Genomic DNA, 22,055 nt, shown 5'->3' on the forward strand with positions numbered 1-22,055 from the left:
CAATTTGGCGGCTTGTGACGGGAACGCCTTGAGCTTACAGGATATGGTCAGGACTTGGCTCATAAGTTCATTGTACTTCATCAAAGCGCATTCCTGCCGGCACTGACCCTACGGGTACAGTGCGGGGCTCCTGCGATTTCTAGCTGACCTCTCCCATCACCTCCCCTATCGGCACCTTTCTGCTCCGCGACGCCGAAGCGACCGGCTGGGATGGCCTCAGGCCCTGATCCCCGCTTCTCCAGGAACCGCCGCCGGCAGGATCCCTGCCAACAGTTGCGGCGGGTTAGGTGATGACGTCTGGCTGCTGCCGACCGGTGCGGGCGCGAATCTGGGCAAGGTGATCGGCCAGTTGAATCTGTTCGGCCAAGGCCGCTTGGGGCTCCAGGCCATGTCGGGCCGGATCCAGCTCCAATCGCTCCAGGTACACCCGCAGGGTGGCTCCGTGGGTGCCGGTTCCCGAAAGCCGGTAGATGATGCGGGAGCCATTTTCAAAGCCGATGCGGATCCCTTGGTGGCTGGTGGTGCTGCCGTCTACGGGATCGGTGTAGCTGAAGTCATCGGCATAAGCCACTGTGTGGGATCCCAAGCGCTGGCCCACCCACCCAGGCAGGGAGCGTCGCAAGTCTGCCATCAGCGCCTCGGCCACCTCCACCGGCAGTCCCTCGTAGTCGTGACGGGAGTAGACGTTGCGCCCATAGGTGCGCCAGTGCTCTTCCACGATCTGCCGCACCGGCTGCCGTCGAACGGCCAAAATGTTCAGCCAAAACAGGACGGCCCAGAGCCCGTCTTTTTCCCGGATGTGGTGAGATCCGGTGCCGAAGCTCTCTTCCCCGCAGAGGGTGACCTTGCCGGCATCCAGCAGGTTGCCGAAGAATTTCCAGCCGGTGGGGGTCTCGTAGCAAGGGATCCCCAGCTTGGCCGCCACCCGATCCGCTGCCTGGCTGGTGGGCATGGAGCGGGCAATTCCCGCCAGACCTTCTCGGTAGCCGGGTACCCGGTGGGCATTGGCAGCCAAGACTGCCAAGCTGTCGCTGGGGGTCACGTAAAATTGGCGGCCCAGGATCAGGTTGCGATCCCCATCCCCATCGGAAGCGGCCCCAAAGTCCGGCCCATCTTCCCGAAACAACAGTTCCACCAACGAGCGGGCATGCACCAGGTTGGGATCCGGGTGTCCGCCGCCAAAATCCGGCAGGGGCTGCCCGTTGAGCACACTGCCCTCTGGCGCTCCCAGGGATCCCTGGAAAATGGCGTGGGCATAGGGGCCGGTGACGGCGTGCATGGCGTCGAAGGCAATGCGGATCCCGGAAGCCAGGTAGTCGCGGATGGCCTCGAAATCGAACAGACGCTGCATCAGGCTCAAGTAATCGGCCACCGGGTCGATGACGGACACCGTGAGGGACCCCAGCCGTTGCTCGCCCAAGCGATCCAGATCGACATCGGGAGCTTCCAGGATGCGGTACTCCCGGATCTGCTGGGTGCGGGCGTAAATGGCCTCAGTCACCTTCTCCGGGGCAGGGCCACCGTTGCCGATGTTGTACTTGATGCCGAAATCCCCCTGGGGGCCACCGGGGTTGTGGCTGGCGGAGAAGATGATCCCCCCATAAGCGCCGTACTTGCGGATGAGACAGGAGACCGCCGGCGTGGAGAGGATCCCTCCTTGGCCCACCAGGACTCGCCCGATGCCGTTGGCCGCCGCCATCTTGAGCAGGATCTGAATGGCCTCGCGGTTGTAGTAGCGGCCATCTCCCCCCACCACCAGGGTTTGGCCGGCGGATCCCTCTAGGACATCAAAAATGGATTGGACGAAGTTTTCCAGGTAGTGGGGCTGCTGAAACACGGACACCGGCTTGCGCAGGCCAGAAGTGCCGGGTCTTTGGCCAGGGAAGGGCGTCGTGGGAACAATGCGCAGGCTCATAGGCTGCCGGAAAAGCTGCTTGCTCCTCTACTATCTCATCGTTGGGCCTCTCGTTTGTGCTGAGTTGCATCGGCAGCGCAGACTTCTTTCCCTGCCCATCCATGTGTGGATTGGGTTGAGCGGACTGCATCATCTCGGCTGGTAGCCCTCCATCCTCAATCCCCTGGCTTAACCACCCACTCCACCGGGGTTTTGCTGGGATCCGGCAATTTCAACGAGAACAGCCCCGCCGCCAAGATCAAGAGGGTGGAAAACCAAAGACAGCCCTCCAATCCGTAGAACTGGAAGAGGATCCCAGAAGTTACCGTCCCCAACAGCCGCCCGCCGGAATTAGCCATGTAATAAAAGCCCACATTGAGGGCTACGTCGTCGTCTTCCGTGTAGGCCAGCACCAGGTAGGAATGCACTGCCGAATTGAAGGCAAAGACGATCCCGAACAGGATCAAGCCGCCGGTGATCACCAGCTCCGGTGCCAGCCCGGCCATGAAGGCTGTGGCAATGATCGCCGGCACTGCCGTCAGCACGAAGGTCCAAATCTGGATGGTGCGGGCCTTGGGAGCACGGCCAGGGCGACCCCCACCCAGCAGTTGCGGCGCTACAAACTGAATGAACCCATAGCCAATCACCCAGATGGCCATGTAACTGCCCACCTGCATAAAAGTCCAGCCCAGCTCGTCGTAGAGAAACACCGGCAGGGCCACCACAAACCACACATCCCGCGACCCAAACAGGAAAAAGCGAGCTGCCGAGAGGATGTTGATCTCTCTGCTCTTGGAAAACAGCCGCTTGAAGGGGATCTTGGCCTTGATTTTGCCCATGTCTGCCGGCAGCAGCGCCCCCGAACAGAAGATCAAAGCCAACGCCCCCGCCTGGACAAAGTTGGCCATGCGGAAGCCCATGGGATCCCCGTAGATTTCGGTGAAGATCTGCAGCAGGGCCGCTCCCACAAAGAACCCCACCCCCTTGAGGGCGTTTTTGGATCCCGTGAGCATAGCCACCCAACGAAACAGGCGGGATTCCGCTTCTTTGGGCACCACCAGGCGGATGGCGCTTTTGGAGCTCATCTTGGTGAGGTCTTTGGCGATCCCGGCCAGAGCTTGGGCCGTCATCACGTAGGCCACCTGGCCCCAGACCGGCCACTGCATGTTCAACACGCCCAGCATCACCAAACCGAAGATCTGGATGGCAATGCCCCCATACAGGGTCAGCCGCAGGCCAAACAGGGATCCAATCCAGCCGCCCAGGAAGTTGGTAATAACCCCGAAGATCTCGTAGAAGAGAAACAGCATGGCAATTTGGATCGGGGTAAAGCCCAACTTGTGGAAGTGCAGCAGCACCAACATGCGGATGGCGCCATCGGTGATGGTGAACCCCCAATAGGCCGCTGTAACCAGGGCGTAGTTGCGAACCGCAGAGGCTTGAGCCGTCGAAACAGAAGTCATGGGCAGGTCTCCAAGGGAGATGTTTCTATAGACTGCGGGCCACTTTGCGGGCCAGTTCCGCCATGCGGTTGGCGTAGCCCCATTCGTTGTCGTACCAGGCCAGGATCTTCACCTGGGCGCCATCCACCACCATCGTCGAGGGCGCATCCACAATGCTGGAACGGGGATCCCCTTTGAAATCCACCGAGACCAGGGGCAGCTCCTCGTAGCCGAGGATCCCCTTGAGTTCGCCCTCGGCTGCAGTTTTTAAGAGGTGATTGACTTCTTCCACGGTGGTGGGCCGCCTGACTTCGAACACCGCATCGGTCAGGGAAGCGTTCAAGAGAGGAACACGCACCGCAATGCCGTTTAATTTGCCGTTGAGTTCGGGGTAAATCAGCCCAATGGCCGTGGCCGAGCCGGTGGTGGTGGGCACCAAAGACAGCAGAGCGGAGCGGGCCCGCCGCAGATCTTTGTGGGGGGCATCCACCATGGTTTGGGTATTGGTAACGTCATGGATGGTGGTGATCACCCCGTGAACAATGCCGATCCCCTCGTGGATGACCTTCACCAAAGGAGCCAGGCAGTTGGTGGTGCAGGAAGCCGCCGTGAGCAAATGGTGCCGGGCCGGGTCGTACAGGTGATCGTTGACGCCCATAACAATGTTGAGGGCCTCTTCGTCCTTGACAGGGGCAGCCACAATCACCTTGCGCACCCCCGCTTTGAAGTAGGCATCCAGCTCCGCTGCCTTGACAAATTTGCCCGAGCATTCCAGCACTAGCTCGATCCCCAACTCTGCCCAGGGCACTTCACCGGGGGATTTGTGTTCGCTGAAGGTGAGGGTTTTCTCTTGGATGCGCAGCCGGTTATCGGATCCCTCAATGTCGATAGCCCAGCGGCCCTGCACCGAGTCAAACTTCAACAGGTGGGCCGCCGTCGCAGCTCCCCCTTTGATCTCGTTGATGTGGGCGAATTCCAGCTCTTCCCAGCCCCAAGCAGCCCGCAACACCAGCCGTCCGATGCGGCCAAAACCGTTGATGCCCACCCGCACTGCCATAGCATTGACCCTAGACTTGTCCAGAAGGGATCCCGCTCTCTCAGGGCAAATCCCGCCTCAACTTTATCAGAACGCCCTAGTCGTTTCAAGACAAGTTGATGGGTAGGGTCAGGAGAGACTGGCCGATGGGGGTCGGTTCACGGTTGGCCTTGGGAAATGTTGCCGAATGTCCTGAAATCCAAAAGGGATCCGCTGAGGCAGCCCCAATCGACAACAGGGCCTATCCTGTAGCCGATTTGCAGTCCAGATCCACACCTCTGGGCAACAATTCGCCCAGCCCGGCAACCGGTGGCCTAAGCTGGGAAAAGTTGTGCTTTTCTGGATGTGCCCCCGCCGCCTCAGCCTTCTGTGCAGGATGACTTTCCTCCCTTACCCCCCCCACCTCCCCGTTCTCCGGCTTTGAGGGTGGTGGAAACGGCTTTTTTGGCCAGTACCGCGGCCTTGATCTGGATCCTGAGCTACACGCCGCTGGCCCCCTTTATACGTCTGTTTTTCCCCATTCCGGTGGCGCTGGCGGTGATGCGCTGGGATCCCCGCACAGGGGCAATGGCCCTGGTGGTCTCCGGCCTGTTGCTGACGGTGCTGATAGGGCCCACGCGCAGCATTCTCTATGTCATTCCCTATGGTCTGCTGGGCTATTGGTGTGCCCGCCTGTGGCAGCAGCGTCTTTCCTGGTACGTCTCGGTGGTGAGCGGGGCTGTGCTCAGCGCCCTGGGCTTGATCTTTCAGTTGGTGCTTTCCTCCCTACTGGTGGGGGAAAACCTCTGGATCTACGTAACCATTCAACTTACCGGCCTAACCAACTGGCTCCTGGATGTGTCCCTCAGCCGATGGGGCGTCTACTGGGTGGCAGAACCCTGGATGGTTCAGGTGGTGGTGGTGGGATTTATTGCCTTCAATTCCCTCATCTACGTATTCACGGTGCATTTGGTGGCCGCCCTGGTGATGGAGCACTTTCGTTGCCCGCTGCCACCCCCGCCGAAGTGGGTACAGTTTTTGCTGGATTAGCAGCCCCTGTGAGTTGTACAAGAGCAGAGCAAGCTGCTCTACAAATGAGTTCTTGACAAATCTTGACAAATGAGTTCTTGGCAAAAGTCCCACCCTATTGCCATGCAACGCTACAGGAATGCAAGAACTGGAAGGTTCTCTGCTAGGATCGCGGTAGCGGGACGGAGTCCTTTCGCGGTAGCGGGACGGAGTCTCGTTGGGATCCTGGTGGCAACAAGATATCAAGATTTAAGACTGCGATTATGGCTTCCCGCAAGAATCAACTGGCTATTGACAATGACGAGCTGATGCGTCGGGTAGAGGCTCTGATCAACGCTTCCAAAAATCGCTATCGCATCACGGTACAGGTGGCCAACCGCGCCAAGCGCCGCCGCTACGAGGATCCGGATGATATAGAAGATGGCTGGATGAAGCCAATCCGCCGCGCTGTCATCGAAATGTCGGATGAACTGACTGAGCCGGAAATCATCGGCGATGAGTAGTCACTAGACTTGCGGCCTGCTGGCGCGACCGCCCTGTTGAAACTGCTAGCCGGCTGAGCGGCTAAGGGTAGAAGCTTTCGGCAGCCGCCTATTTTGTCAATTTGTCAAGTCGTTTGCAACGGGATCCCTTTCCCGCAGGCGAGCCTCGAGCCGCGATTCCATCAGGTGCAGCAGGCGGTGGGTCTCCTCTGGGCTGAGACCCTGGATGCGCATCTCCAAGGGGCTGTGGAACCAGAGGGTCTGCTGTGGGAAAGGAATCTGGATCCCTGCTTGATCGAAGGCGTGCTTGAGGCGACGGCGGTATTCCCGCGCCACCCTCCACTGCTGCAGGGGCTGCACCTTGATCCAAATGCGCAACGTGATCCCCCGCTCCCCCAGATCATCGACACCGTGCATTTCGGGGGGCTCGAGGATTTTTTCCCGCCAAGCTGGCTCCCGGTACATCTGCAGAGCCACCTGCTCGGTGATGCGTATCGCCTGTTCCAGGTCATTTTCATAGGCAATCATGATCCCCAGATCCACCCGTGACCAGCCGTTGGAGAGGTTTTCCACCACCCGGATGGCACTGTTGGGAATGGAGATCAAGCTGCCTTCGGTGTTGCGCAACTGGGTTAGCCGCAGATCCATGTGTTCCACGAGGCCGCCCCGCCCGTCCACCACGATCACATCCCCTTCGGCAAATTGATCTTCGATCAAAATCAACAGCCCATTGATCACGTCCTTAATCAGATCCTGAGCAGCCAGGGAAATCCCCAGCCCAATAAAGCCTAGGCTGGCCACTAAGGGGCCAATATTGACCCCCACCGAGGCCAGGCCAGCCAGGGATCCGAGCAAGACCAAGGTAGTGGCTGCAACTCCTTTAGAGACGCTGGCAAAGGTGCTGAGGCGTTTGCTGAGGCGATAGGTGGGGGCATTTTGCCACTGTTCTTGGCGCAGGGCAGCAAAGAGGTTATCCAGCACCAGTCCACTCAGCCAGACACTGCCATAGGTGGCCAGACCCACCCCTACCAACCGCAACAGAGGGCCGCGCAGCGAAACCAGGAAAAACGTTTGCAGGGGTCGCGTTTGCGGGAAAAGGCCCAAGCTCACCCCAACTCCGCCCACCCACAGGCCAATTTGCACCAGGCGCAGCAGGCGAATTTGCAGCTCCAAGTAGGATTCCTGCCGTTTGCGTCCGGCCTGTTGTTCGACCAAGACGGGATCCACGCCCGGCTGCTCTTCCCCCGCTAGGTGCTCCTGAATCTCTGCTTGGATGGCCTGGTATTCCGTCTGCAGGGCATCGCGTTTTTGCTGCAGCCGTCGCCGTTTTCGCTGGCAGAGCTGGCTCAGGCTCCCTACCACAGCCAGGATGCCGAGGGCAATCACCGCTTGGCGGCGCAAAAATTGAGGCTGCCGCTCCCGTTGCGAAGTGCGCAGCGCTTCCTCAACAATGCCGGCTACCTGCTCAGCCCAGTCCATGGGTTGGGCGCCCTGGAATTGAGCATCGAGGGAGGTGATGGTCAGCAAATGTCGCCCATTCACCCGGATAACAGGCTGGTTGGTCTGGCCGTCCAGGGTGACTTCAACCTGCAGCGCCTCTGGATCGAATCCGGCGCTGGCCAACTGGTGCAGGGTTTGTTCAATGGAGCGCACCCGCTGCGACACCAGAGGCAGGCTGCCGGGATCCCCCTGCGGTGCGGTAACCACGAACAAACGCCGCCCATCCAGCGTCACGGCCTCCGCCTGGACAGAGGAGGTGGGGAGGCTAAGCGCTTGCCGCAGCTCTTCTAGGGCATCCAAACGGTTGAGCAAAGGCAGGTTGGGGGCGGTGCCGTTGTTTTCAGCAGTTTCCTGCCCCCATGCGGGCCCGCTTATGGGGGATAGGGCAAAAGATGCACCGAAAAGGAGAGGCCAAAACAGGGATCCCGTTTTCCTCGGCTTCGGCCTGCCTACCGTTCCCGTCAGCGGTGCGGGGCACCATTCGCAGCTTCGCAGCATGAGCCGTTTGCGTCAGCGGTGCAGAACACTTTAACGCCTCACTCCAGAAAGAAGAAAGCAATCCCGAGGATGGCATAGGTGGCCAAGAGCAGTAGCCCTTCCAGCCAGTTGGAGCGCCCATCGCTGCTGACGGAATTGATCAGCAGCACCGAGACGGCAATGGCCACCAACTCTACCGTGCCGAAGTTGAAGTTCATGGGCTGATGCAGCACATCCCCGGCCAGCACCAGCAGAGGTGCCACAAACAGGGCAATTTGCATCGTCGAGCCCAGCGCCACCGAGAAGGAGAGATCCATCTTGTCTTTCATGGCCACCGTGATCGCCGTCGCATGCTCTGCCGCATTGCCGATGATCGGCAACAAAATCACCCCCATAAACAGCGACGTCATGTGAAAGTGTTCCAGCGTGTCCTCTAGAGTGCTCACCAACAGTTCCGACTCCAGCGCCACCAACACCGTCAACCCCAAGAGGGCCAGCACCCAAAACCCCAAACCGGCTCCCTCGGGCGGAGCCGTCAGCACTTGGGGAATGGATCCCTCCGCCTGCAAAACCGGATTGAGGGCCAGGCGACTGGCCGCCTCATCTTCTGCGGCTTCCGCTTCGTGAAGGGTGTAGAGGTAGCTGTGGGTTTTGAGGGAAAACAGCAAAGTAAGACCGTAAACCCCGATCAGCACCAGGGCTACCGCCGTGGATAGCTCTTGGATGGAGATCTCCCCCAAGTTGGCATCGGCATAGGTGACCACGCTGGGCAAGATCAAGGCCACCACCGCCAGGTTCATCACCGAGGCATTCATGCGGGCCACCTCGGGTCGAAAGCTCTGCTCCCGAAACTTGATCCCGCCCAAAAACATGGCCAAGCCGGCCACCAGGAGCAGGTTACTGATGATCGCGCCGGTGATGGAGGCTTTTACCACATCCACCAGCCCCGCCCGCAGTGCCACCAAGCCGATGATCAACTCCGCTGCATTGCCAAAGGTGGCGTTGATCAGCCCCCCGACTGTCGGCCCTGTCAAGGCCGCGATCTCTTCCGTGGCCTGACCCATAAACTTCGCCAAGGCCACCACCGCCAAAGCCGCACAGAGGAAAACCAGGTTGGGATCCCAGCCCCGGAAGTGCCCCACCCAAGATAGGGGAACCCCCAACAGCAGCAGGAACATTATGCTGTTCAGACCTCTCTGCCAACCTGCCGCAGAGCGATCCGGCGAAACCAAAGGATTTGCGTTAGCCAGGGTCATGGTTCACAAGGGGAGAAAAGGTAGCGACGATGGAGGCTGTTTGGGTTTCGGGGAGCCAGATCCCCCATGGCCAGGAGTGACCATCTCCAAGAGTCTAGCGGCTGCGAGGGGAGGTTGGATAGGTGCTGCTGGCTAGAGGGAGATAACCCGGTTGCGCTGCAACTGCCGGGCGATCTCGGCTCCCAGGTGATCGGACAGATGCTGGGGATCGGCGATTTTCAAAAAACTGCTGCCCTCTACCTCAAAGGGAAAGGATCCCTCGATGCCGTCGCGGGGGAGTTGTACCAGCAGCAATTGTTCAGGGCGCTTCGATTGCAGGGCATAGCCCAACTCCAGACAGACCTGGGGGCTGGGTAGGGGACGCCCCCGGCCATTCACCTGCACAGGGGTTACATCGGCCACCACCAGCAGCGCGTGCTTGAGCTTGCGAATCAAGGCCGCATCGATGAGCGGGGTCTCAGCCTCAGCGGGAAGGGATCCCTGCAGCTGCAGGGGCACGACCGGTCTGTGGTCGCGATTGAGGGTCTCTACCACGGCTTGCAATGCCCGGTGCAGAGTGGCGCTGGAGTCGGGGTAATCCGATTGGCCGCAGAAGTAGATGACCGGCTCGGTCATGTTCAGGGTGGCCCGCTTATTAAAGTAGATCTCACGGCTGATCAAATCGAGGTTGGAGATGCTGTAGGCGCCGCTGCCTTCGATGTAAAACTCCACCAGCTCTCCTTCCAGGTAGCGCTGCCACCATACGGAAGCCTTCACCTGCTCCACATCGTCGAGAAAGTCGGCCCGCATCGCCGTTTTCAAGAGGCCGGTACGGCTTAGGCGCAGGTCGGGGGCCCTCTGTTGGACTTGAGAAGCAGACAACACCGAATCCAAATACCAGGCTTTCAGGACGATGATCGCCATGGGATCCCTCTGCGCTCAGCCTTAAAGGTACGTGACATACTCCCACACTCATGCTGACGCAAAGCGCTCCGCGCCGCCAAAGCGAGAGAGTGCAGGCTTCAAGGACTCCGTCCCGCTGACAGGAAGAGTGGCCCGCGCTCTGTCCGCAGGACGAGCGCCGGGAGGATGTCACTCCTCTGTCCAGAAACGCTCGGAAAGATATTTGTCAGCCCCGTCGCAAAAGATGGTCACCACCACTCCAGAGGAGAGCTGACGGGCCACCTCTAGGGCTGCCACCACATTGGCGCCGGCAGAGATGCCCACCAGCAGGCCTTCTTCCAACGCCAAGCGCTTGACCATTTTCTGGGCTGCTTCTGTGGAGATCTCAATGTGCTGGTCAGGCAGGGTGGGATCGTAAATCTCGGGTTTTAGAGCTGTGGCCATGTGCTTGAGCCCTTCCAGGCCATGGAAGGGAGAGTCGGGCTGCATGGCAATGATTTGGATATCCGGGCGATACTCTCGCAGGCGCCGCCCCACCCCCATACAGGTGCCGCTGGTGCCTAGCCCGGTAACAAAATGGGTGACCTGCCCCTGGGTTTGCTCCCAAATCTCCACCCCAGTGGTTTCGTAGTGGGCTTGCCAGTTGGCGGGGTTGCTGTACTGGTCAGGGTAGAAATAAAGCTCGGGGTTTTCCGCATAGAGGGCGCGGGCTTTCTCGATGGCCCCATCGGATCCCAGGGCGGGATCCGTCAAAACCAAGTCCACGCCGTAGGCAGCCAGGATCTTCTTGCGCTCTGAGCTGGCGTTGGCGGGAAGAGCCAGCTTGACCTTGTAGCCCAAGGCGGCCCCGATCCAGGCATAGGCGATGCCGGTGTTACCGCTGGTGGCATCGAGGATGATCTTGCCGGGGGTAAGCTTGCCCTGGCGTTCGCCAGCGCGAATCATGTTGAGGGCCGGGCGATCCTTGACTGAACCCCCAGGGTTGTACCACTCTGCCTTGCCATATACCCGTACCGATTCCGGCAAATCGGCAGCAACCCGCCGCAGACGGATCAGCGGCGTCCCCCCTACCAGCTCAATAGGGCTATCCACAGCAGGGAGTAACGGGCGAGAAGAAAATGCAGTCGGATACAAGGGGGATCCCTCGCTAGACAGGCATCGGCTGGACAACCATTGCTCATCTTACCCCGGTCTTTCCGGCCTCTTGGGAGCTTTTTAGTTTCCCCCTCCTGCCCAAGTTCTGGCTAGGCTCCAAGTAGGCTCTAAGATGGGGGTAGAAAAGTGGGATTTTCCCACAGCAGGATGACGCGGAGGGGCATGGCAGAAATTGGGATTGTGACTGCCCAGCAGTTTGATCGGCGACGGGGCCAGATCCATGTCTACGACGGCGAGGGCAAAGGCAAGTCCCAGGCGGCCCTAGGGGTTGTGCTGCGTTCCATTGGCTTGGGGATCGAAAAGGCGGCCCCCAGCCGGGTGTTGCTGGTGCGGTTTCTCAAGGGGCCAGGCCGAACCTATGCTGAGGATGCGGCCATTGCGGCTCTGCAGCGAGGCTTCCCCCATCTCATCGATCAATTGCGCACCGGGCGGGGAGAGTTTTTCGGCCCAGATGAGATCACCAAGTTTGACCGTCAGGAGGCCCGCCGCGGTTGGGATGTGGCCAAAGGGGCTTTGGCGTCGGGGTTTTACTCGGTGGTGGTGCTGGATGAGCTCAACCCGGTGCTGGATCTGGGCCTGTTGCCTGTGGAGGAGGTGGTCAGTACCCTCAAGCAAAAGCCGGAGGCCATGGAGGTGATCATCACCGGGCGCGGCGCTCCCAAGGAAATTATCGACCTGGCGGATTTGCACTCGGAAATGCGCAGTGTCCGGCGGGCGACGGATCCCCAAAACGGCCAACCCCCTTGCAGCGGCATCGAGATCTACACCGGCAACGGCAAGGGAAAATCCACCAGCGCTCTGGGGCGGGCTCTGCAGGCGATTGGACGCGGCATCAGTAAGGATCTCTCCCATCGTGTACTGATCATGCAATGGCTGAAGGGGGGAACGGGCTACACCGAGGATGCAGCCATTCGGGCCCTGCGGGAAAGCTACCCCGATTTGGTGGATCACCAGCGCTGCGGTCGGGATGCCATTGTCTGGCGGGGCAAACAACAGGAAATCGACTATGTAGAAGCGGAGCGGGGCTGGGAGTTGGCGCGGGCGGCCATCGCTTCTGGCCTGTACAAAACCATCATCCTGGATGAGCTGAACCCGACAGTGGATCTGGAGCTGTTGGACGTGGAGCCGATTGTCCAGGCTTTGCTGCGCAAGCCGCGGGACACGGAGATCATCATCACGGGGCGCTGCCATGCCCCCTTACCTTACTTTGAGCTGGCCTCTGTCCACTCGGAAATGGTGAGCCACAAGCACTATGCCGAGCAGGGGGCCGATCTGCGGCGCGGGGTGGACTATTGATGGGATCCTTCGCAGCGTTCTCAGCCAATTCTGCTCTCTCTTGGCCTCCAGACCCCAGGACTCTGGCCCAGTTGTTGCTCACCCTTTTCCAGACGGAAGTGTGGGTGGAGGGCAAGGAGCACGTTCCCGCCGGCCCGCTGGTGGTGGTGAGCAATCACCGCAGTTTTCTGGATGCGCCGGTGCTGATCGCGGGGTTGGACCGACCGATTCGCTTTGCCTGCCATTACTACCTGGCTCAGGTGCCGCTGCTGCGGGAAATCACCCTGGCTTTGGACTGCATTCCCCTCAAGCAGGGATCCCGGCAGCAAATCCATTTTTTTCGCCAGGCGCAGGCCAGTTTGGCAGCGGGGGTGGGTGTGGGGATCTTCCCAGAAGGGGCGGAGCAGATCACCCGTGAGACCTCGCCTGGGGAGGTGGGGCGGTTTCAGCCAGGTTTTGCCCACCTGGCGCTGGCGGCAGCGGTGGATCCCTTGCCGATTCTGCCGGTGGCGGTGTGGGCGCAGGAAGAATGGCGGGGAGTAGATATTCCTATGGCTTTTTTCCGCTGGTTTGACCCCACTGAACCCCGATTTCAACAGGAAGGGGGACATCCGGTGGTGTTGTATCGGCGGGTGGTGCTCAGGGTGGGACCCCCCCTTTGGGTGAGTGGGAAGCAGCGCCAGGGATCCCGACGCGAGCGAATGCAGGTCATTCAAGAGCTAACTGCAGCGGCCCGAGAACAGGTGCGATTGGGATTGGCAGAGAGATGAGAAAGTTGAGTGGCGAGCCGGTAGCATCTGCCTCTAGCTTGGTCAGCCCGGCAACGGGAGCGGTCGGTCAGGAGCGGCCCCTGCTGCTGTATTTGCCCGGTATGGATGGCACAGGTACGTTGTTTTACCGGCAGGCGCAGGCTCTGCAGCGGGAGTTTCGCATTCGCCCCCTGAGTTTGAACCACCCGGAAGCGGGGGATAGCTGGGAAACCCTGGCCGATTGGGTGGGATCCCAGCTAGAAGCGGGGGCGTACTTGTGTGGAGAATCCTTTGGGGCTTGCCTGGCCTTGTTGGTGGCCGCCCAATGGCCGGAACGGTGCCGCGGCCTCATTTTAGTCAATCCAGCCTCGTCGCTGCGACGCAGGCCCTGGTGGTGGGCAGGACATGTTCTCTTGCCCTTTTTGCCGCCGGCGCTCTATCACCAGTTGTCAGAGCGAGGGTTGGGGGCTTTGGCGGAGCTCAGCCAAATGGAGCCGCCGGATCGGGAGCGGCTGCGCCAGGCGGTTCACAGTGTTGAGCCCACAGTGGCTGCCCAGCGCTTGGCTTTGCTGGGATCCTTTGCTGTGGAGAAGCTGCCCCTGGAGTCGATGACCCTGCCAACTTTGCTGGTGGCGGGGGGGCGGGATCGCCTGTTGCCCTCGGTGCAGGAGGTGGGCTGGCTGGCGGAACGGCTGCCCCAGGCGCAGGTAGAAATCTCGCCCCAGAGCGGCCACGCTTGCCTGCTGGAGCGGCGGATGAACCTGCGGCGTTACCTGCTCAAGCCGGATGGCCTTTTTGCCCCTCTGCTGCTCAATTCTGCTTCGGCCCATTGAGCATGGACAGGGATCCCCACAGATCTTCTATCCGCTCTGGGCAGGAGCTATCCTTCCCCTCTCGATCCAGCCAAAGGGCTCGCAAGCCTGCTGCTTTTGCCCCCTGATAATCGTCGCGGCGGCTGTCGCCAATGTGGCCGGCGGCTGCGGGGGGGATCCCGTGGGCTGCCAGGGCAGCTTGGAAGATGCGAGGATCGGGCTTGGCATAGCCCACTTGGGTGGAGAGGGTGAGGGTGGAAAAGTAGGGATCCAACTGCAACTGCTGCAGCACCCTGGGCAAGCGGCTGTCGAAGTTGGAGATCACCCCCAACCGGATCCCTTCCTGCTGCAGGGCCCGCAAAGCCGGCAGCGTCTCGGGATACAGCTCCCAGGGATCCGCCCCGGCAAAGTGCTCAAACAATTGGGCGAAAAAGTCTTCAAACCGGTGCTCTCCGAAGGCAGCCAGGGATCCCACCCGGGCAAAAGTCTCCCGCACCACCTGGCGCCACCAGGTCCGCTCCCACTCCCGCAAAGGGGATCCCGTCAATCCTGGGCAGGCCGGGGCTGGAGCCTGGGCAAAAACTTGGCCAAAAGCGCGATCCAAGGCCTGGGGATCCACCCCTACCCCATACTCCGCTGCCACCTGGCTGTAAACCTGGCCCACGCTGCCCCGCACCCGAAACAAAGTGCCCACAGCGTCGAAAAAGAGCACCCTCAGCTTCACGACTGCCCCTCGTAGCGGGCGTAGGCATCGACAATCCGCTGCACCAGAGGGTGGCGCACCACATCCCGCTGGTCGAAGTAGCAAAAGGCAACCCCCTCTACCCCTGTCAGAATACGCTCCGCGGCGGCCAAGCCCGACGTGCGATGTTTGCCCAGATCCGTTTGGGTGAGATCCCCGGTAACCACCATACGCGACCGGAATCCCAGCCGCGTGAGGGCCATCTTCATCTGCTCGGGGGTGGTGTTCTGGGCTTCGTCCAAAATGATGAAGGCATTGCTCAAAGTACGGCCTCGCATATAGGCCAGCGGCGCCACCTCGATCACCCCCTGCTCCATCAACTGCGGCAGCTTGGCCGGGTCGATAAACTCGAACAGGGCATCGTAAAGGGGCCGCAGATAGGGATCCACCTTTTCCACCAGATCCCCCGGCAAAAACCCCAGTTTTTCTCCCGCCTCCACAGCCGGGCGAGTCAAGATCAAACGCTCGTACTCCCGGTTTTGTAGGGCAGCAATGGCCACAACGGCAGCCAGATAGGTTTTTCCTGTGCCCGCCGGTCCAATGCCAAAGCAGAGGTCGTGGGTGCGAATGGCTCGCACGTACTCCTGTTGGCGGGGCGTTTTCGGTCGGATAAGCTCCCCTTTGCGGGTGCGGGCCAAAATCCCTGCTTGTGCTTGCTGGTAGGCGGCAACCTCTTGTCCGGAGAGGGCGCGAAAAGCTTGCTCTGCATCGATCACAGTGACGGGGTGCCCAGTTTGCCAAAGCGGCCTCAGCAATTCTAGCCATTGCCGCACCTGCTGCCGCTGTTGGGGAGTGCCTTTCAGGTACAGGTCTTGTCCGCGCAGCGTTACAGAAGCACCGCTGGAGCGACTGATCCACCTCAGGTTGGCCTCCTGAGTGCCCGCCAAAGACATGGCCTGTTGAGGATTGGACAGAGAGATGACTTCGAAATCAGAAGAGAGGGAAGTAGGGTTGTCGTGCATGCCGTGGGCGCCGGGCACCCTGGGAGACCTGTAGGGGTGATCTTACCAAAAACGCTTGTCAGGGCGCTCTGGGCTGTGGAAAGCCGCTGCAGAGCCCAGGGGTCGAGCGCAAGAGTGCTTAACAGGCGATTACACCATTAATGTGTTCCAAAATACAAGCTTCTGGAAGATCTGCAGCAAACCTGGATTTGGGTTCTGGCCTTCATTCGCAGCCGAGTCACAGGGAATTAACAACTCCCTAAGGTTCCCTAAAAAAGTATTGCAAAGGGCTATCTTTTCGGGAATAGCTTTTATTCATCAAGTAACGTTGATCTATCTGCTAAAGGAGCTTGAACTCCCAGTCTCTCGTCGGTCGGGCAAGAGCTTGAGGTTTTCAACTCCGTTGGTCATCGTGCATCTGACATTCTCCATCCAGCAGCAGGGATGTGGATGGGGGTCTCTTACAACCTTTCCCCAGGCTCCTCTTGGGGATCCCTGTGACTCCTCAATTTCTGAGCAAGAGGCTCATCCCTTCTGGAGTCACTTTGAAAAATCAGATGGAAAAAGGAGAGATAGATGTTTACCCAATCTGCGTCTGATACTCTGGGGTTGGCACAACTGGATTTGGCGCAAATTCCGCGGCAGATCACCTGCGATGGCAGTGACTTGGATTGGAGCCAGGCCCTGGCCATCGAAGGGATCCAACCTGAAGAAGAAGCTTTACAGGCTTGGATGGCTTTCCGTGACCTGCGGGTGAACCAAGAGGCGGGCAACATTTTACGCTGGCAAGGGCGTCCGTTGCGGGCCAGCCGTATCCGCTTTTTCCCCAGGAATGTGGCTTGGCGCTATGGCTTCTCGTTTTCCACCAGCATCCGCTCGCCCCTTGGCAAAGGGATCCCGACCCCTGAGGAGTGGCGCTACCCGGGCCTCTGCCGCTACGGGATTGTGCTGTTTCAACCCAACGCCCAACTGGTGGCCCATCAGGTTTTCGAGTCCTCGCCAGAGCAGCCCCAAGAGGTGGATCTGGATCCCAACCTGGATATTGCCTTCAACATCAATGACGCCAAGGGCAGCTACGGCGACAATAGCGGCAGCTTCGATATTTACCTGCAGGTGGTGAGCTAGACTCACCCAACCCCAGGAGGGATCCCGGCTGATCGCGATAGCGGGACGGAGTCTTTGCAGGGCGGGTCAGGGGGCAGTTGCCGGGTGGGATCCCATCCCCTACAATGAGTGAACTGGTGGCTGGATCCCAGCTTGCCATTGCCCTTCCTGGCCCTGGAGAGGTGGCTGAGTGGTCGAAAGCGGCTTCCTGCTAAGAAGTTACGGGGCCCAAAAGCTCCGTCGAGGGTTCGAATCCCTCCCTCTCCGTCCATATTTGCTGACCAAGGTTGTTGACGTCCTCTGCGCGCCGTTAGCTTACTTCCCCATAGCGGTAGGGCGGGGCTTTTCTCAGTAGCTCGGGCGTCTCAGACTAACCTGAAACGACCATAGAGGCCAACTCCGCTACCAGTCATGGGTCGTGGAAGCAGGAAGAAATCAGAGACGTCACCTCCTATTGGGGTTTCGTAAGTTTTTCAGAGGGGTGTAGTCCTCAATCCAAATAGGCGCTCAACTCCTGCTCCAATGTAGGCAGTTGCACCTCTCCCTGCTCCAGCTCTTCCAAATCTTCCAGTTGCTTGCGCAAACGGGCGATCCGCTCTTGCAGGCACTCTTTGATGCCTTTGGCCCCCAAACCGAGGCAGCTGCGGCAGACTTCCCCGTAGATTTGCCCGCGGTCGTTATAGACCACCGCCAGCAACACTTGGTGCCCTTTTTTCTGGATGGGGTTGGCCCATCCCCCACAGATAATGCAGGGCACTCGGCCATTGCCCCCGTAAATGCTGCGTTCCCAGACGATTCTCACGCTCAGCCTCAATGCAACTTGTTGCCCACCAGCATAAAAACCCAGGGGGATCCCTTGCCACCCCAAGATGCCGCGTTCCTTCCCTTCCCATTGCGGTGAAACGGTTTGCTGGTTAAATGCCTGCCCCCCTCTCCCCCTGGGAGAGGGGCTTGGGGGTGGAGGCCAAAAAGGGATCCCAGTGGCTAGGTGCTGGGCCGGGCAGATTGAGAGCGGTCGATGGTGCGATAGGTGAGGCTGGCAGCCACCTCTAGAGCTTTGGCGGCGTCGCGGAAATAAAACCCCAACTCCTCATCCTTCTCCGTGCGGTTGGGCTTATTGAACTTGGCCTTGAACTGCACGTTGCAATACATGGCCAACCCCACCAGAACCTCTGACAGTCCGTGCTGGTTGATCAGCCGCTCCACGTCCGTAAGCAGGCTTTTGATCAAGGCATCGGCTACTGGTTCTGGCAAACTGTCCAGGTCGTGCATGGGGGCTCCTCAACCAACGAGAGCAAACAAGCCAACGGGTCTGGGATCCCGAAGGCAACCTCTCCTGATTTTCCTGCATCTTTTCCAGAATGCCCAATCCCCTTGCCAACGCTACCACCACTGCCGCAGCCAGCCCCACAGGCCCGGATACCGAATGGAGCGCTCCTGGGCCGCTTGTTCCAGATGATGGGCGTGGTCTTGGCTGCCGGGATCCCGCAGACGATTCAGGCGCATCAAATAGGCATAGCGGTGGATCTGTTCTCGCAACTGAACTGGGGGAAGGGCAAAGCACTCTGGGCAAATAGGGCCGAGATTCAGACCCCTATCGTTGAAAAGGCAACGAACTCGCTTCCCGCCCGCAAAACGCTTTCCGCAGGCGGCACAGTAGCAAGCTGAGGGCTGGTTGGCAAGGCGCTGCCAGCGAATTCGCATGGTCTTCCCGACAAAAAGGCAAGCAACGTGCAGGCAATTCGCTGTAGCCATAATAGGCTAGAAGCTGGTGAGCAGAACCCAGGATGGGGGGGCCTGGAGTATCGAAAACCATGCCGCAACTCTACGACTGTGTCATCGTCGGCGCCGGCCCTGCTGGAGGATCTGCCGCCTACCATCTGGCCAAGCGGGGACGCTCGGTGCTGGTTCTGGAAAAGGATCCCTTGCCCCGCTACAAACCCTGTGGGGGGGGAGTTTCTCCTATGGTGGCGGCTTGGTTTGACTTCGACTTTGGCCCCGCCATTTCCCTCAAGATCCGGCAAATCCGCTACACCTGGCGCGGCGGCGATCCGGTGGTGGTCGATTTGGATTTGAAAGAGCCCGTTTGGATGGTGCGGCGGGATGTTTTCGACCACTACCTGATTCAGCAAGCGCAAAAGCAAGGGGCAGCGCTCCAGGCAGAATGCCCTGTCTCTGGCCTCGAGTGGCAAAGCGACCGCTGGCAAGTGATGACAACCGCCGGCCCAGTCTGGGGTCGGTACGTGATCGGGGCCGATGGGGCAAAAGGCTCAATGGCCAAGTGGCTGGGCTTTCAGGAACGCCGCCGTCGCTTGGCTGCCGCCTTGGAAGCAGAAGTGCCTCTCCTGCAGCCGCAAACTGCAGCCGCCCATTTTGACTTCGGCGCCGTCAGCAATGGCTACATTTGGAACTTCCCCAAGGCTGATGGCTACTCGATTGGAGCCGGCACCTTTCGGGGTGGAGAAAAACAAAACCTGCGGGAAATTGCCGCCCAATATGCCCAAAGCTTTGGCGTAGACTTGAAGTCGGTCAAGCCGTTTGGCCATCCCATCTGCCTCTGGGACGAAGATCAACCGCTTCACACCCAAAATGCCCTCTTGGTGGGAGATGCCGCCTGCGTTATCGATCCGTTTACCGCTGAAGGGATCCGCCCTTCCCTTCTCACCGGCATGTTGGCGGCCCAGGCCATCGATCAAGCTCTAGGCGGGGATACAGAAGCTCTGGCGAACTACTCTGCCCGCGTGCAGCAGGAATGGGGCTCAGAAATGCGCTGGGCTAAGCGGATTGCGGCGTTGTTCTATCGCTTTCCGGGCGTGGGCTACAGGGTGGGCGTCAAACGACCGGGAGCCACTCGGTGCATGGGCCAGATCTTGGCCGGTGAACTGCGCTACAGCGATGTGGCCAGCTCAGCTATTCGCAAGTTAAGCGGTGGTCTGCTCGCCTAAGCCCGGCACCGACAGACGCGGGCGAGATCCAGGATCGTCGAAGCGCTTGCCGATCAACAGGCAGTTGCGACCATCCGCTTGGCGGCTGTAGCTGAGGTGAGTAGAGAGAGCTTTCATCAGCAAAATACCCCGTCCCCCCTCGGACTCAAGATTGGCGTTGGGCGATGTGGGATCCGACAAGTTCCGAGCAAATCCCTCCAGATCAAACTCCTGCCCCTGATCCCAGATGCGCAACTCCAGCCCTTGCGGCATCAGCAGCAGCTCAATGTCGATGGGCGTACTTTCCGGCAGAGCGCGGTGGGCGTGGCGAACGGCGTTGGTAAACCCCTCTACCAAAGCCAACTGACATTCCGCCCAAATGGGATCCGGGATGCCCGCATTTCGGAAAGACTCAAACCAGGTCAAAACCTGGTCAAGCGCGTCCAGGGTTGTGTCAACCCTCAGCGCAAACGTTTGCCTCTTGTCCAGAGGGATCCCTGCCGCGTTCAAAACCGAACCCCAACGATGAGGATTGAACTCAAGCCCATCAATCCTGGCCGGATTGACCCTACCAGATTCTAGACCAGAGCCCTGCTAGAACGTGTCATCCCCCACTTTGGGGGGTGCAGCTAGGGAGCGATGACCAAATCCACACGGCGGTTCCGCTGCCGTCCGGCTTCTGTGTCGTTATCGGCAACGGGCAAGGTGGGACCAAAGCCAGAGGTTGTCCAACTGATGGGATGGCCTTCCGGCAGCAGCTTCGTCAAATAGTCCTTAACCGCATTGGCGCGGCGCAGGGAAAGAGCCAAGTTGTAGTTTAAGGGCCCGATGTTATCGGTGTGGCCATTCACTTGAACGCGGGCGCCGGGCATAGCTTCCAAGGACTTGGCCACCTGGGCCAACAGCGAGGCTGCTTCAGGTCGAATCTCGGCTTTGTCAAAATCGAACAGCAAATCGCCCGGCAGGCTGATGGTTTGGGTTCCCACCTGAAAGGAGGTCGGCGTTGTGGTCGGAGCCGGGGTGGGCGCAGAGGCGCTTTCTGCCCCTGGAGCGATCTCAGCAGCAGTGGAAGATTCCCTGACAGGCTCAGGGGCTGTTTGAGAACGCAGCCGTTGCAGCCGCGACTCCAATTCCTCAATTCTGATCAAGAGCTGGATCACCTGCTGGCGGATCTCCCGAATCTCTGCCTCCAGATCCGTGGGGCTCTCATGATTTTCCTCTGGATCTGCATCTGCTGTTGGGCTGGCCACCGGAGGATTGGCCTGGGGCGGGGCCAAGGTGGGCAGGATCGGTGGTGTGGGAGAAGCGGGTTGAGTGGGAGAGATGTTGGTCTCCGGCTGGGGCTGAGGTTGGGCCTGCTGGGGAAGCACCATCCCGACCCAGATTCCGCTGCTGACCAAGAGGATCCCGCTCAGGGAATGGAGAGCGACTGTTAGGAGCTGGGACGAACGAGCCATTGCAGGCAAACCTCCGGCTGGATGGGCGCAGGCAAGGAGCAGGAACTCCTCTCAACTCAACCCTCAAGACCCATCCTAACCGGCGACCCGATCTCGCCAAGGGGATTCTCGGTCGGTCCAACTGCCACTTCCCGCCATCTGCTGTGGGAGGCTAATCAAAACTGATGCGACCTCGATAACGCCCTATGAGGGTTAGGCCGTTGATGGGATCCGCCAAATCCGCCACAAAAGGGGGAAAGCGGGGATTGTCGCTGATCACCTTCACCTGGGACCCAGGCAGGCGCTGCAGCCGTTTGACCAACAGATCTCCATCCATCTGAAAGACGTAAATGCCTTCACAGCTTAGATCCCCGCCCTCTTGCCGTTCCACAAAGATCCAGTCGCCATCCTCCAACGTGGGAGACATGCTATCCCCCTGCACCCGAATCAGGCTCAGCTCGGCAGGATTTCCCTTCAAGTATGTCCGCAGCCAGTTTCGCTCAAAAGCAACCACCGATTCGATCGATTCTTCGCGCACCAACACCCCCGCTCCGGCAGAGGCGGCTACATCGACAAAAGGCACATACACATACTCTGCTTTCGCGTCGGGATGCAACTGCGGGGATCCCTCCCCTGTAATCAGCCAATTGAGGTTGACCTGGCCCACTTGGGCAATTTTCACGGCCTTGTCAATGCTGGGCACGGATCCCTTCAGGTAGCTGCGCAAGGCCGTATCGCTAATTCCGGCCCGTCGCCCAAACGCATAGACGGCTTCATCGCCAATCACCCATCGCAAGCGGTCTGCAAAAGAAGAGCCAGAGGAGATGGACATCGGCTTAACGCTACATATTGTGTATAAGCAGATTTTTACCACTATATCTTGACAAGTCAACAACCGGTGCAGCCATTTGGGGAGAATCTTCAACGTAAACTACCCGGC

22 protein-coding genes and 1 tRNA gene are annotated in these 22,055 nt (G+C 59.6%); 8 read left to right on the forward strand and 15 right to left on the reverse strand.

Annotated features, from left to right (window positions below; genetic code table 11):
• Positions 1-283: 283 nt before the first annotated feature.
• From ACVWZG_RS08195 to ACVWZG_RS08205, 3 genes are all read right to left on the reverse strand, one after another.
• On the reverse strand, positions 284-1,915 hold the full coding sequence (locus tag ACVWZG_RS08195; protein WP_457392750.1) for an alpha-D-glucose phosphate-specific phosphoglucomutase: 1,632 nt from the start codon (positions 1,913-1,915) through the stop codon (positions 284-286).
• Between the two features lie 155 nt (positions 1,916-2,070).
• Positions 2,071-3,357 (reverse strand): organoarsenical effux MFS transporter ArsJ, encoded by a 1,287-nt coding sequence (gene arsJ, locus ACVWZG_RS08200; protein WP_414355478.1) that lies wholly within the window; start codon positions 3,355-3,357, stop codon positions 2,071-2,073.
• A 25-nt stretch (positions 3,358-3,382) separates the two neighbouring features.
• A complete protein-coding gene (locus tag ACVWZG_RS08205; RefSeq protein ID WP_457406047.1) occupies positions 3,383-4,393 on the reverse strand; it encodes an ArsJ-associated glyceraldehyde-3-phosphate dehydrogenase in 1,011 nt (336 codons plus the stop codon).
• 324 nt (positions 4,394-4,717) lie between these two features.
• Between ACVWZG_RS08205 and ACVWZG_RS08210 the strand changes: the two genes are divergently transcribed.
• Positions 4,718-5,401: a DUF2232 domain-containing protein gene (locus ACVWZG_RS08210; protein WP_011433876.1), complete on the forward strand. Its 684-nt coding sequence runs from the start codon at positions 4,718-4,720 to the stop codon at positions 5,399-5,401.
• A gap of 242 nt (positions 5,402-5,643) precedes the next feature.
• On the forward strand, positions 5,644-5,883 hold the full coding sequence (locus ACVWZG_RS08215; RefSeq protein WP_011433877.1) for a DNA-directed RNA polymerase subunit omega: 240 nt from the start codon (positions 5,644-5,646) through the stop codon (positions 5,881-5,883).
• Positions 5,884-5,979: 96 nt separating this feature from the next.
• On the opposite strand, the gene ACVWZG_RS08220 is transcribed toward ACVWZG_RS08215, so the two are convergent.
• The 4 genes from ACVWZG_RS08220 to ACVWZG_RS08235 all read right to left on the reverse strand — a co-directional run bounded on the left by ACVWZG_RS08220 (position 5,980) and on the right by ACVWZG_RS08235 (position 11,069).
• Positions 5,980-7,860: a mechanosensitive ion channel family protein gene (locus ACVWZG_RS08220; protein ID WP_457406045.1), complete on the reverse strand. Its 1,881-nt coding sequence runs from the start codon at positions 7,858-7,860 to the stop codon at positions 5,980-5,982.
• 38 nt (positions 7,861-7,898) lie between these two features.
• Positions 7,899-9,017 carry a calcium/proton exchanger gene (gene cax, locus ACVWZG_RS08225; RefSeq protein WP_414413008.1) on the reverse strand — a complete coding sequence of 373 codons (1,119 nt, stop codon included), beginning with the start codon at positions 9,015-9,017 and terminating at the stop codon, positions 7,899-7,901.
• Between the two features lie 210 nt (positions 9,018-9,227).
• Positions 9,228-9,998, reverse strand: coding sequence for a hypothetical protein (locus ACVWZG_RS08230; protein ID WP_457392761.1), 771 nt, complete (start codon positions 9,996-9,998; stop codon positions 9,228-9,230).
• A gap of 168 nt (positions 9,999-10,166) precedes the next feature.
• On the reverse strand, positions 10,167-11,069 hold the full coding sequence (locus tag ACVWZG_RS08235; protein ID WP_457392764.1) for a PLP-dependent cysteine synthase family protein: 903 nt from the start codon (positions 11,067-11,069) through the stop codon (positions 10,167-10,169).
• Positions 11,070-11,279: 210 nt separating this feature from the next.
• Between ACVWZG_RS08235 and ACVWZG_RS08240 the strand changes: the two genes are divergently transcribed.
• From ACVWZG_RS08240 to ACVWZG_RS08250, 3 genes are read left to right on the forward strand one after another with little or no spacing between them, the layout of a single operon-like run.
• The gene (locus tag ACVWZG_RS08240) at positions 11,280-12,428 is read left to right on the forward strand and encodes a cob(I)yrinic acid a,c-diamide adenosyltransferase (RefSeq protein ID WP_041436711.1); all 1,149 of its coding nucleotides are present in this window, start codon (positions 11,280-11,282) and stop codon (positions 12,426-12,428) included.
• Positions 12,428-13,177, forward strand: coding sequence for a lysophospholipid acyltransferase family protein (locus ACVWZG_RS08245; protein ID WP_457406043.1), 750 nt, complete (start codon positions 12,428-12,430; stop codon positions 13,175-13,177). Before ACVWZG_RS08240 ends, ACVWZG_RS08245 begins: the two co-directional genes overlap by 1 nt.
• A complete protein-coding gene (locus ACVWZG_RS08250; protein WP_457406041.1) occupies positions 13,174-13,989 on the forward strand; it encodes an alpha/beta fold hydrolase in 816 nt (271 codons plus the stop codon). Before ACVWZG_RS08245 ends, ACVWZG_RS08250 begins: the two co-directional genes overlap by 4 nt.
• Here the strand turns inward: ACVWZG_RS08250 and ACVWZG_RS08255 are convergent.
• Entirely contained in the window at positions 13,967-14,692 is a 726-nt protein-coding gene (locus ACVWZG_RS08255) for an HAD-IA family hydrolase (RefSeq protein WP_457406038.1), read from the reverse strand. The genes ACVWZG_RS08250 and ACVWZG_RS08255 overlap by 23 nt on opposite strands.
• Complete coding sequence (locus tag ACVWZG_RS08260) at positions 14,689-15,672, reverse strand: PhoH family protein (RefSeq protein ID WP_414352104.1); 984 nt, start codon at positions 15,670-15,672, stop codon at positions 14,689-14,691. The genes ACVWZG_RS08255 and ACVWZG_RS08260 overlap by 4 nt, the downstream gene beginning before the upstream one ends.
• A 555-nt stretch (positions 15,673-16,227) precedes the next feature.
• Between ACVWZG_RS08260 and ACVWZG_RS08265 the strand changes: the two genes are divergently transcribed.
• Together ACVWZG_RS08265 and ACVWZG_RS08270 are read left to right on the forward strand one after the other, a co-directional pair.
• On the forward strand, positions 16,228-16,776 hold the full coding sequence (locus ACVWZG_RS08265; RefSeq protein WP_011433891.1) for a hypothetical protein: 549 nt from the start codon (positions 16,228-16,230) through the stop codon (positions 16,774-16,776).
• Positions 16,777-16,931: 155 nt separating this feature from the next.
• Positions 16,932-17,022, forward strand: a tRNA-Ser gene (locus tag ACVWZG_RS08270).
• Positions 17,023-17,245: 223 nt separating this feature from the next.
• Here the strand turns inward: ACVWZG_RS08270 and ACVWZG_RS08275 are convergent.
• The 3 genes from ACVWZG_RS08275 to ACVWZG_RS08285 form a co-directional block, all read right to left on the reverse strand.
• Positions 17,246-17,557 carry a hypothetical protein gene (locus tag ACVWZG_RS08275; protein WP_011433892.1) on the reverse strand — a complete coding sequence of 104 codons (312 nt, stop codon included), beginning with the start codon at positions 17,555-17,557 and terminating at the stop codon, positions 17,246-17,248.
• Positions 17,558-17,739: 182 nt separating this feature from the next.
• Positions 17,740-18,027 (reverse strand): hypothetical protein, encoded by a 288-nt coding sequence (locus ACVWZG_RS08280; protein ID WP_011433893.1) that lies wholly within the window; start codon positions 18,025-18,027, stop codon positions 17,740-17,742.
• A gap of 111 nt (positions 18,028-18,138) precedes the next feature.
• Positions 18,139-18,459, reverse strand: a complete 321-nt coding sequence (locus ACVWZG_RS08285) for a hypothetical protein (RefSeq protein WP_457406035.1) — start codon at positions 18,457-18,459, stop codon at positions 18,139-18,141.
• A 110-nt stretch (positions 18,460-18,569) separates the two neighbouring features.
• On the opposite strand from ACVWZG_RS08285, the gene ACVWZG_RS08290 reads away from it, so the two are divergent.
• Positions 18,570-19,700, forward strand: coding sequence for a geranylgeranyl reductase family protein (locus tag ACVWZG_RS08290; RefSeq protein WP_457406033.1), 1,131 nt, complete (start codon positions 18,570-18,572; stop codon positions 19,698-19,700).
• On the opposite strand, the gene ACVWZG_RS08295 is transcribed toward ACVWZG_RS08290, so the two are convergent.
• The 3 genes from ACVWZG_RS08295 to ACVWZG_RS08305 all read right to left on the reverse strand — a co-directional run bounded on the left by ACVWZG_RS08295 (position 19,677) and on the right by ACVWZG_RS08305 (position 21,947).
• Positions 19,677-20,189 carry an ATP-binding protein gene (locus ACVWZG_RS08295; RefSeq protein ID WP_414402360.1) on the reverse strand — a complete coding sequence of 171 codons (513 nt, stop codon included), beginning with the start codon at positions 20,187-20,189 and terminating at the stop codon, positions 19,677-19,679. The genes ACVWZG_RS08290 and ACVWZG_RS08295 overlap by 24 nt on opposite strands.
• 119 nt (positions 20,190-20,308) lie before the next feature.
• Entirely contained in the window at positions 20,309-21,136 is an 828-nt protein-coding gene (locus tag ACVWZG_RS08300) for an OmpA family protein (protein ID WP_414332690.1), read from the reverse strand.
• Positions 21,137-21,287: 151 nt separating this feature from the next.
• The gene (locus ACVWZG_RS08305) at positions 21,288-21,947 is read right to left on the reverse strand and encodes an XRE family transcriptional regulator (protein WP_457406030.1); all 660 of its coding nucleotides are present in this window, start codon (positions 21,945-21,947) and stop codon (positions 21,288-21,290) included.
• Positions 21,948-22,055: the final 108 nt, after the last annotated feature.

Source organism: Thermostichus sp. OS-CIW-33, assembly GCF_054059615.1.

Excerpts from the sequence above, each read along its gene's own strand:
- ACVWZG_RS08195 (WP_457392750.1), bottom strand. The coding sequence starts at position 1,915 with ATGAGCCTGCGCATTGTTCCCACGACGCCCTTCCCTGGCCAAAGACCC.
- arsJ (WP_414355478.1), bottom strand. The coding sequence starts at position 3,357 with ATGACTTCTGTTTCGACGGCTCAAGCCTCTGCGGTTCGCAACTACGCC.
- ACVWZG_RS08205 (WP_457406047.1), bottom strand. The coding sequence starts at position 4,393 with ATGGCAGTGCGGGTGGGCATCAACGGTTTTGGCCGCATCGGACGGCTG.
- ACVWZG_RS08215 (WP_011433877.1), top strand. The coding sequence starts at position 5,644 with ATGGCTTCCCGCAAGAATCAACTGGCTATTGACAATGACGAGCTGATG.
- ACVWZG_RS08220 (WP_457406045.1), bottom strand. The coding sequence starts at position 7,860 with ATGCTGCGAAGCTGCGAATGGTGCCCCGCACCGCTGACGGGAACGGTA.
- cax (WP_414413008.1), bottom strand. The coding sequence starts at position 9,017 with ATGTTCCTGCTGCTGTTGGGGGTTCCCCTATCTTGGGTGGGGCACTTC.
- ACVWZG_RS08230 (WP_457392761.1), bottom strand. The coding sequence starts at position 9,998 with ATGGCGATCATCGTCCTGAAAGCCTGGTATTTGGATTCGGTGTTGTCT.
- ACVWZG_RS08240 (WP_041436711.1), top strand. The coding sequence starts at position 11,280 with ATGACGCGGAGGGGCATGGCAGAAATTGGGATTGTGACTGCCCAGCAG.
- ACVWZG_RS08245 (WP_457406043.1), top strand. The coding sequence starts at position 12,428 with ATGGGATCCTTCGCAGCGTTCTCAGCCAATTCTGCTCTCTCTTGGCCT.
- ACVWZG_RS08250 (WP_457406041.1), top strand. The coding sequence starts at position 13,174 with ATGAGAAAGTTGAGTGGCGAGCCGGTAGCATCTGCCTCTAGCTTGGTC.
- ACVWZG_RS08260 (WP_414352104.1), bottom strand. The coding sequence starts at position 15,672 with ATGCACGACAACCCTACTTCCCTCTCTTCTGATTTCGAAGTCATCTCT.
- ACVWZG_RS08265 (WP_011433891.1), top strand. The coding sequence starts at position 16,228 with ATGTTTACCCAATCTGCGTCTGATACTCTGGGGTTGGCACAACTGGAT.
- ACVWZG_RS08280 (WP_011433893.1), bottom strand. The coding sequence starts at position 18,027 with ATGCACGACCTGGACAGTTTGCCAGAACCAGTAGCCGATGCCTTGATC.
- ACVWZG_RS08285 (WP_457406035.1), bottom strand. The coding sequence starts at position 18,459 with ATGCGAATTCGCTGGCAGCGCCTTGCCAACCAGCCCTCAGCTTGCTAC.
- ACVWZG_RS08290 (WP_457406033.1), top strand. The coding sequence starts at position 18,570 with ATGCCGCAACTCTACGACTGTGTCATCGTCGGCGCCGGCCCTGCTGGA.
- ACVWZG_RS08300 (WP_414332690.1), bottom strand. The coding sequence starts at position 21,136 with ATGGCTCGTTCGTCCCAGCTCCTAACAGTCGCTCTCCATTCCCTGAGC.
- ACVWZG_RS08305 (WP_457406030.1), bottom strand. The coding sequence starts at position 21,947 with ATGTCCATCTCCTCTGGCTCTTCTTTTGCAGACCGCTTGCGATGGGTG.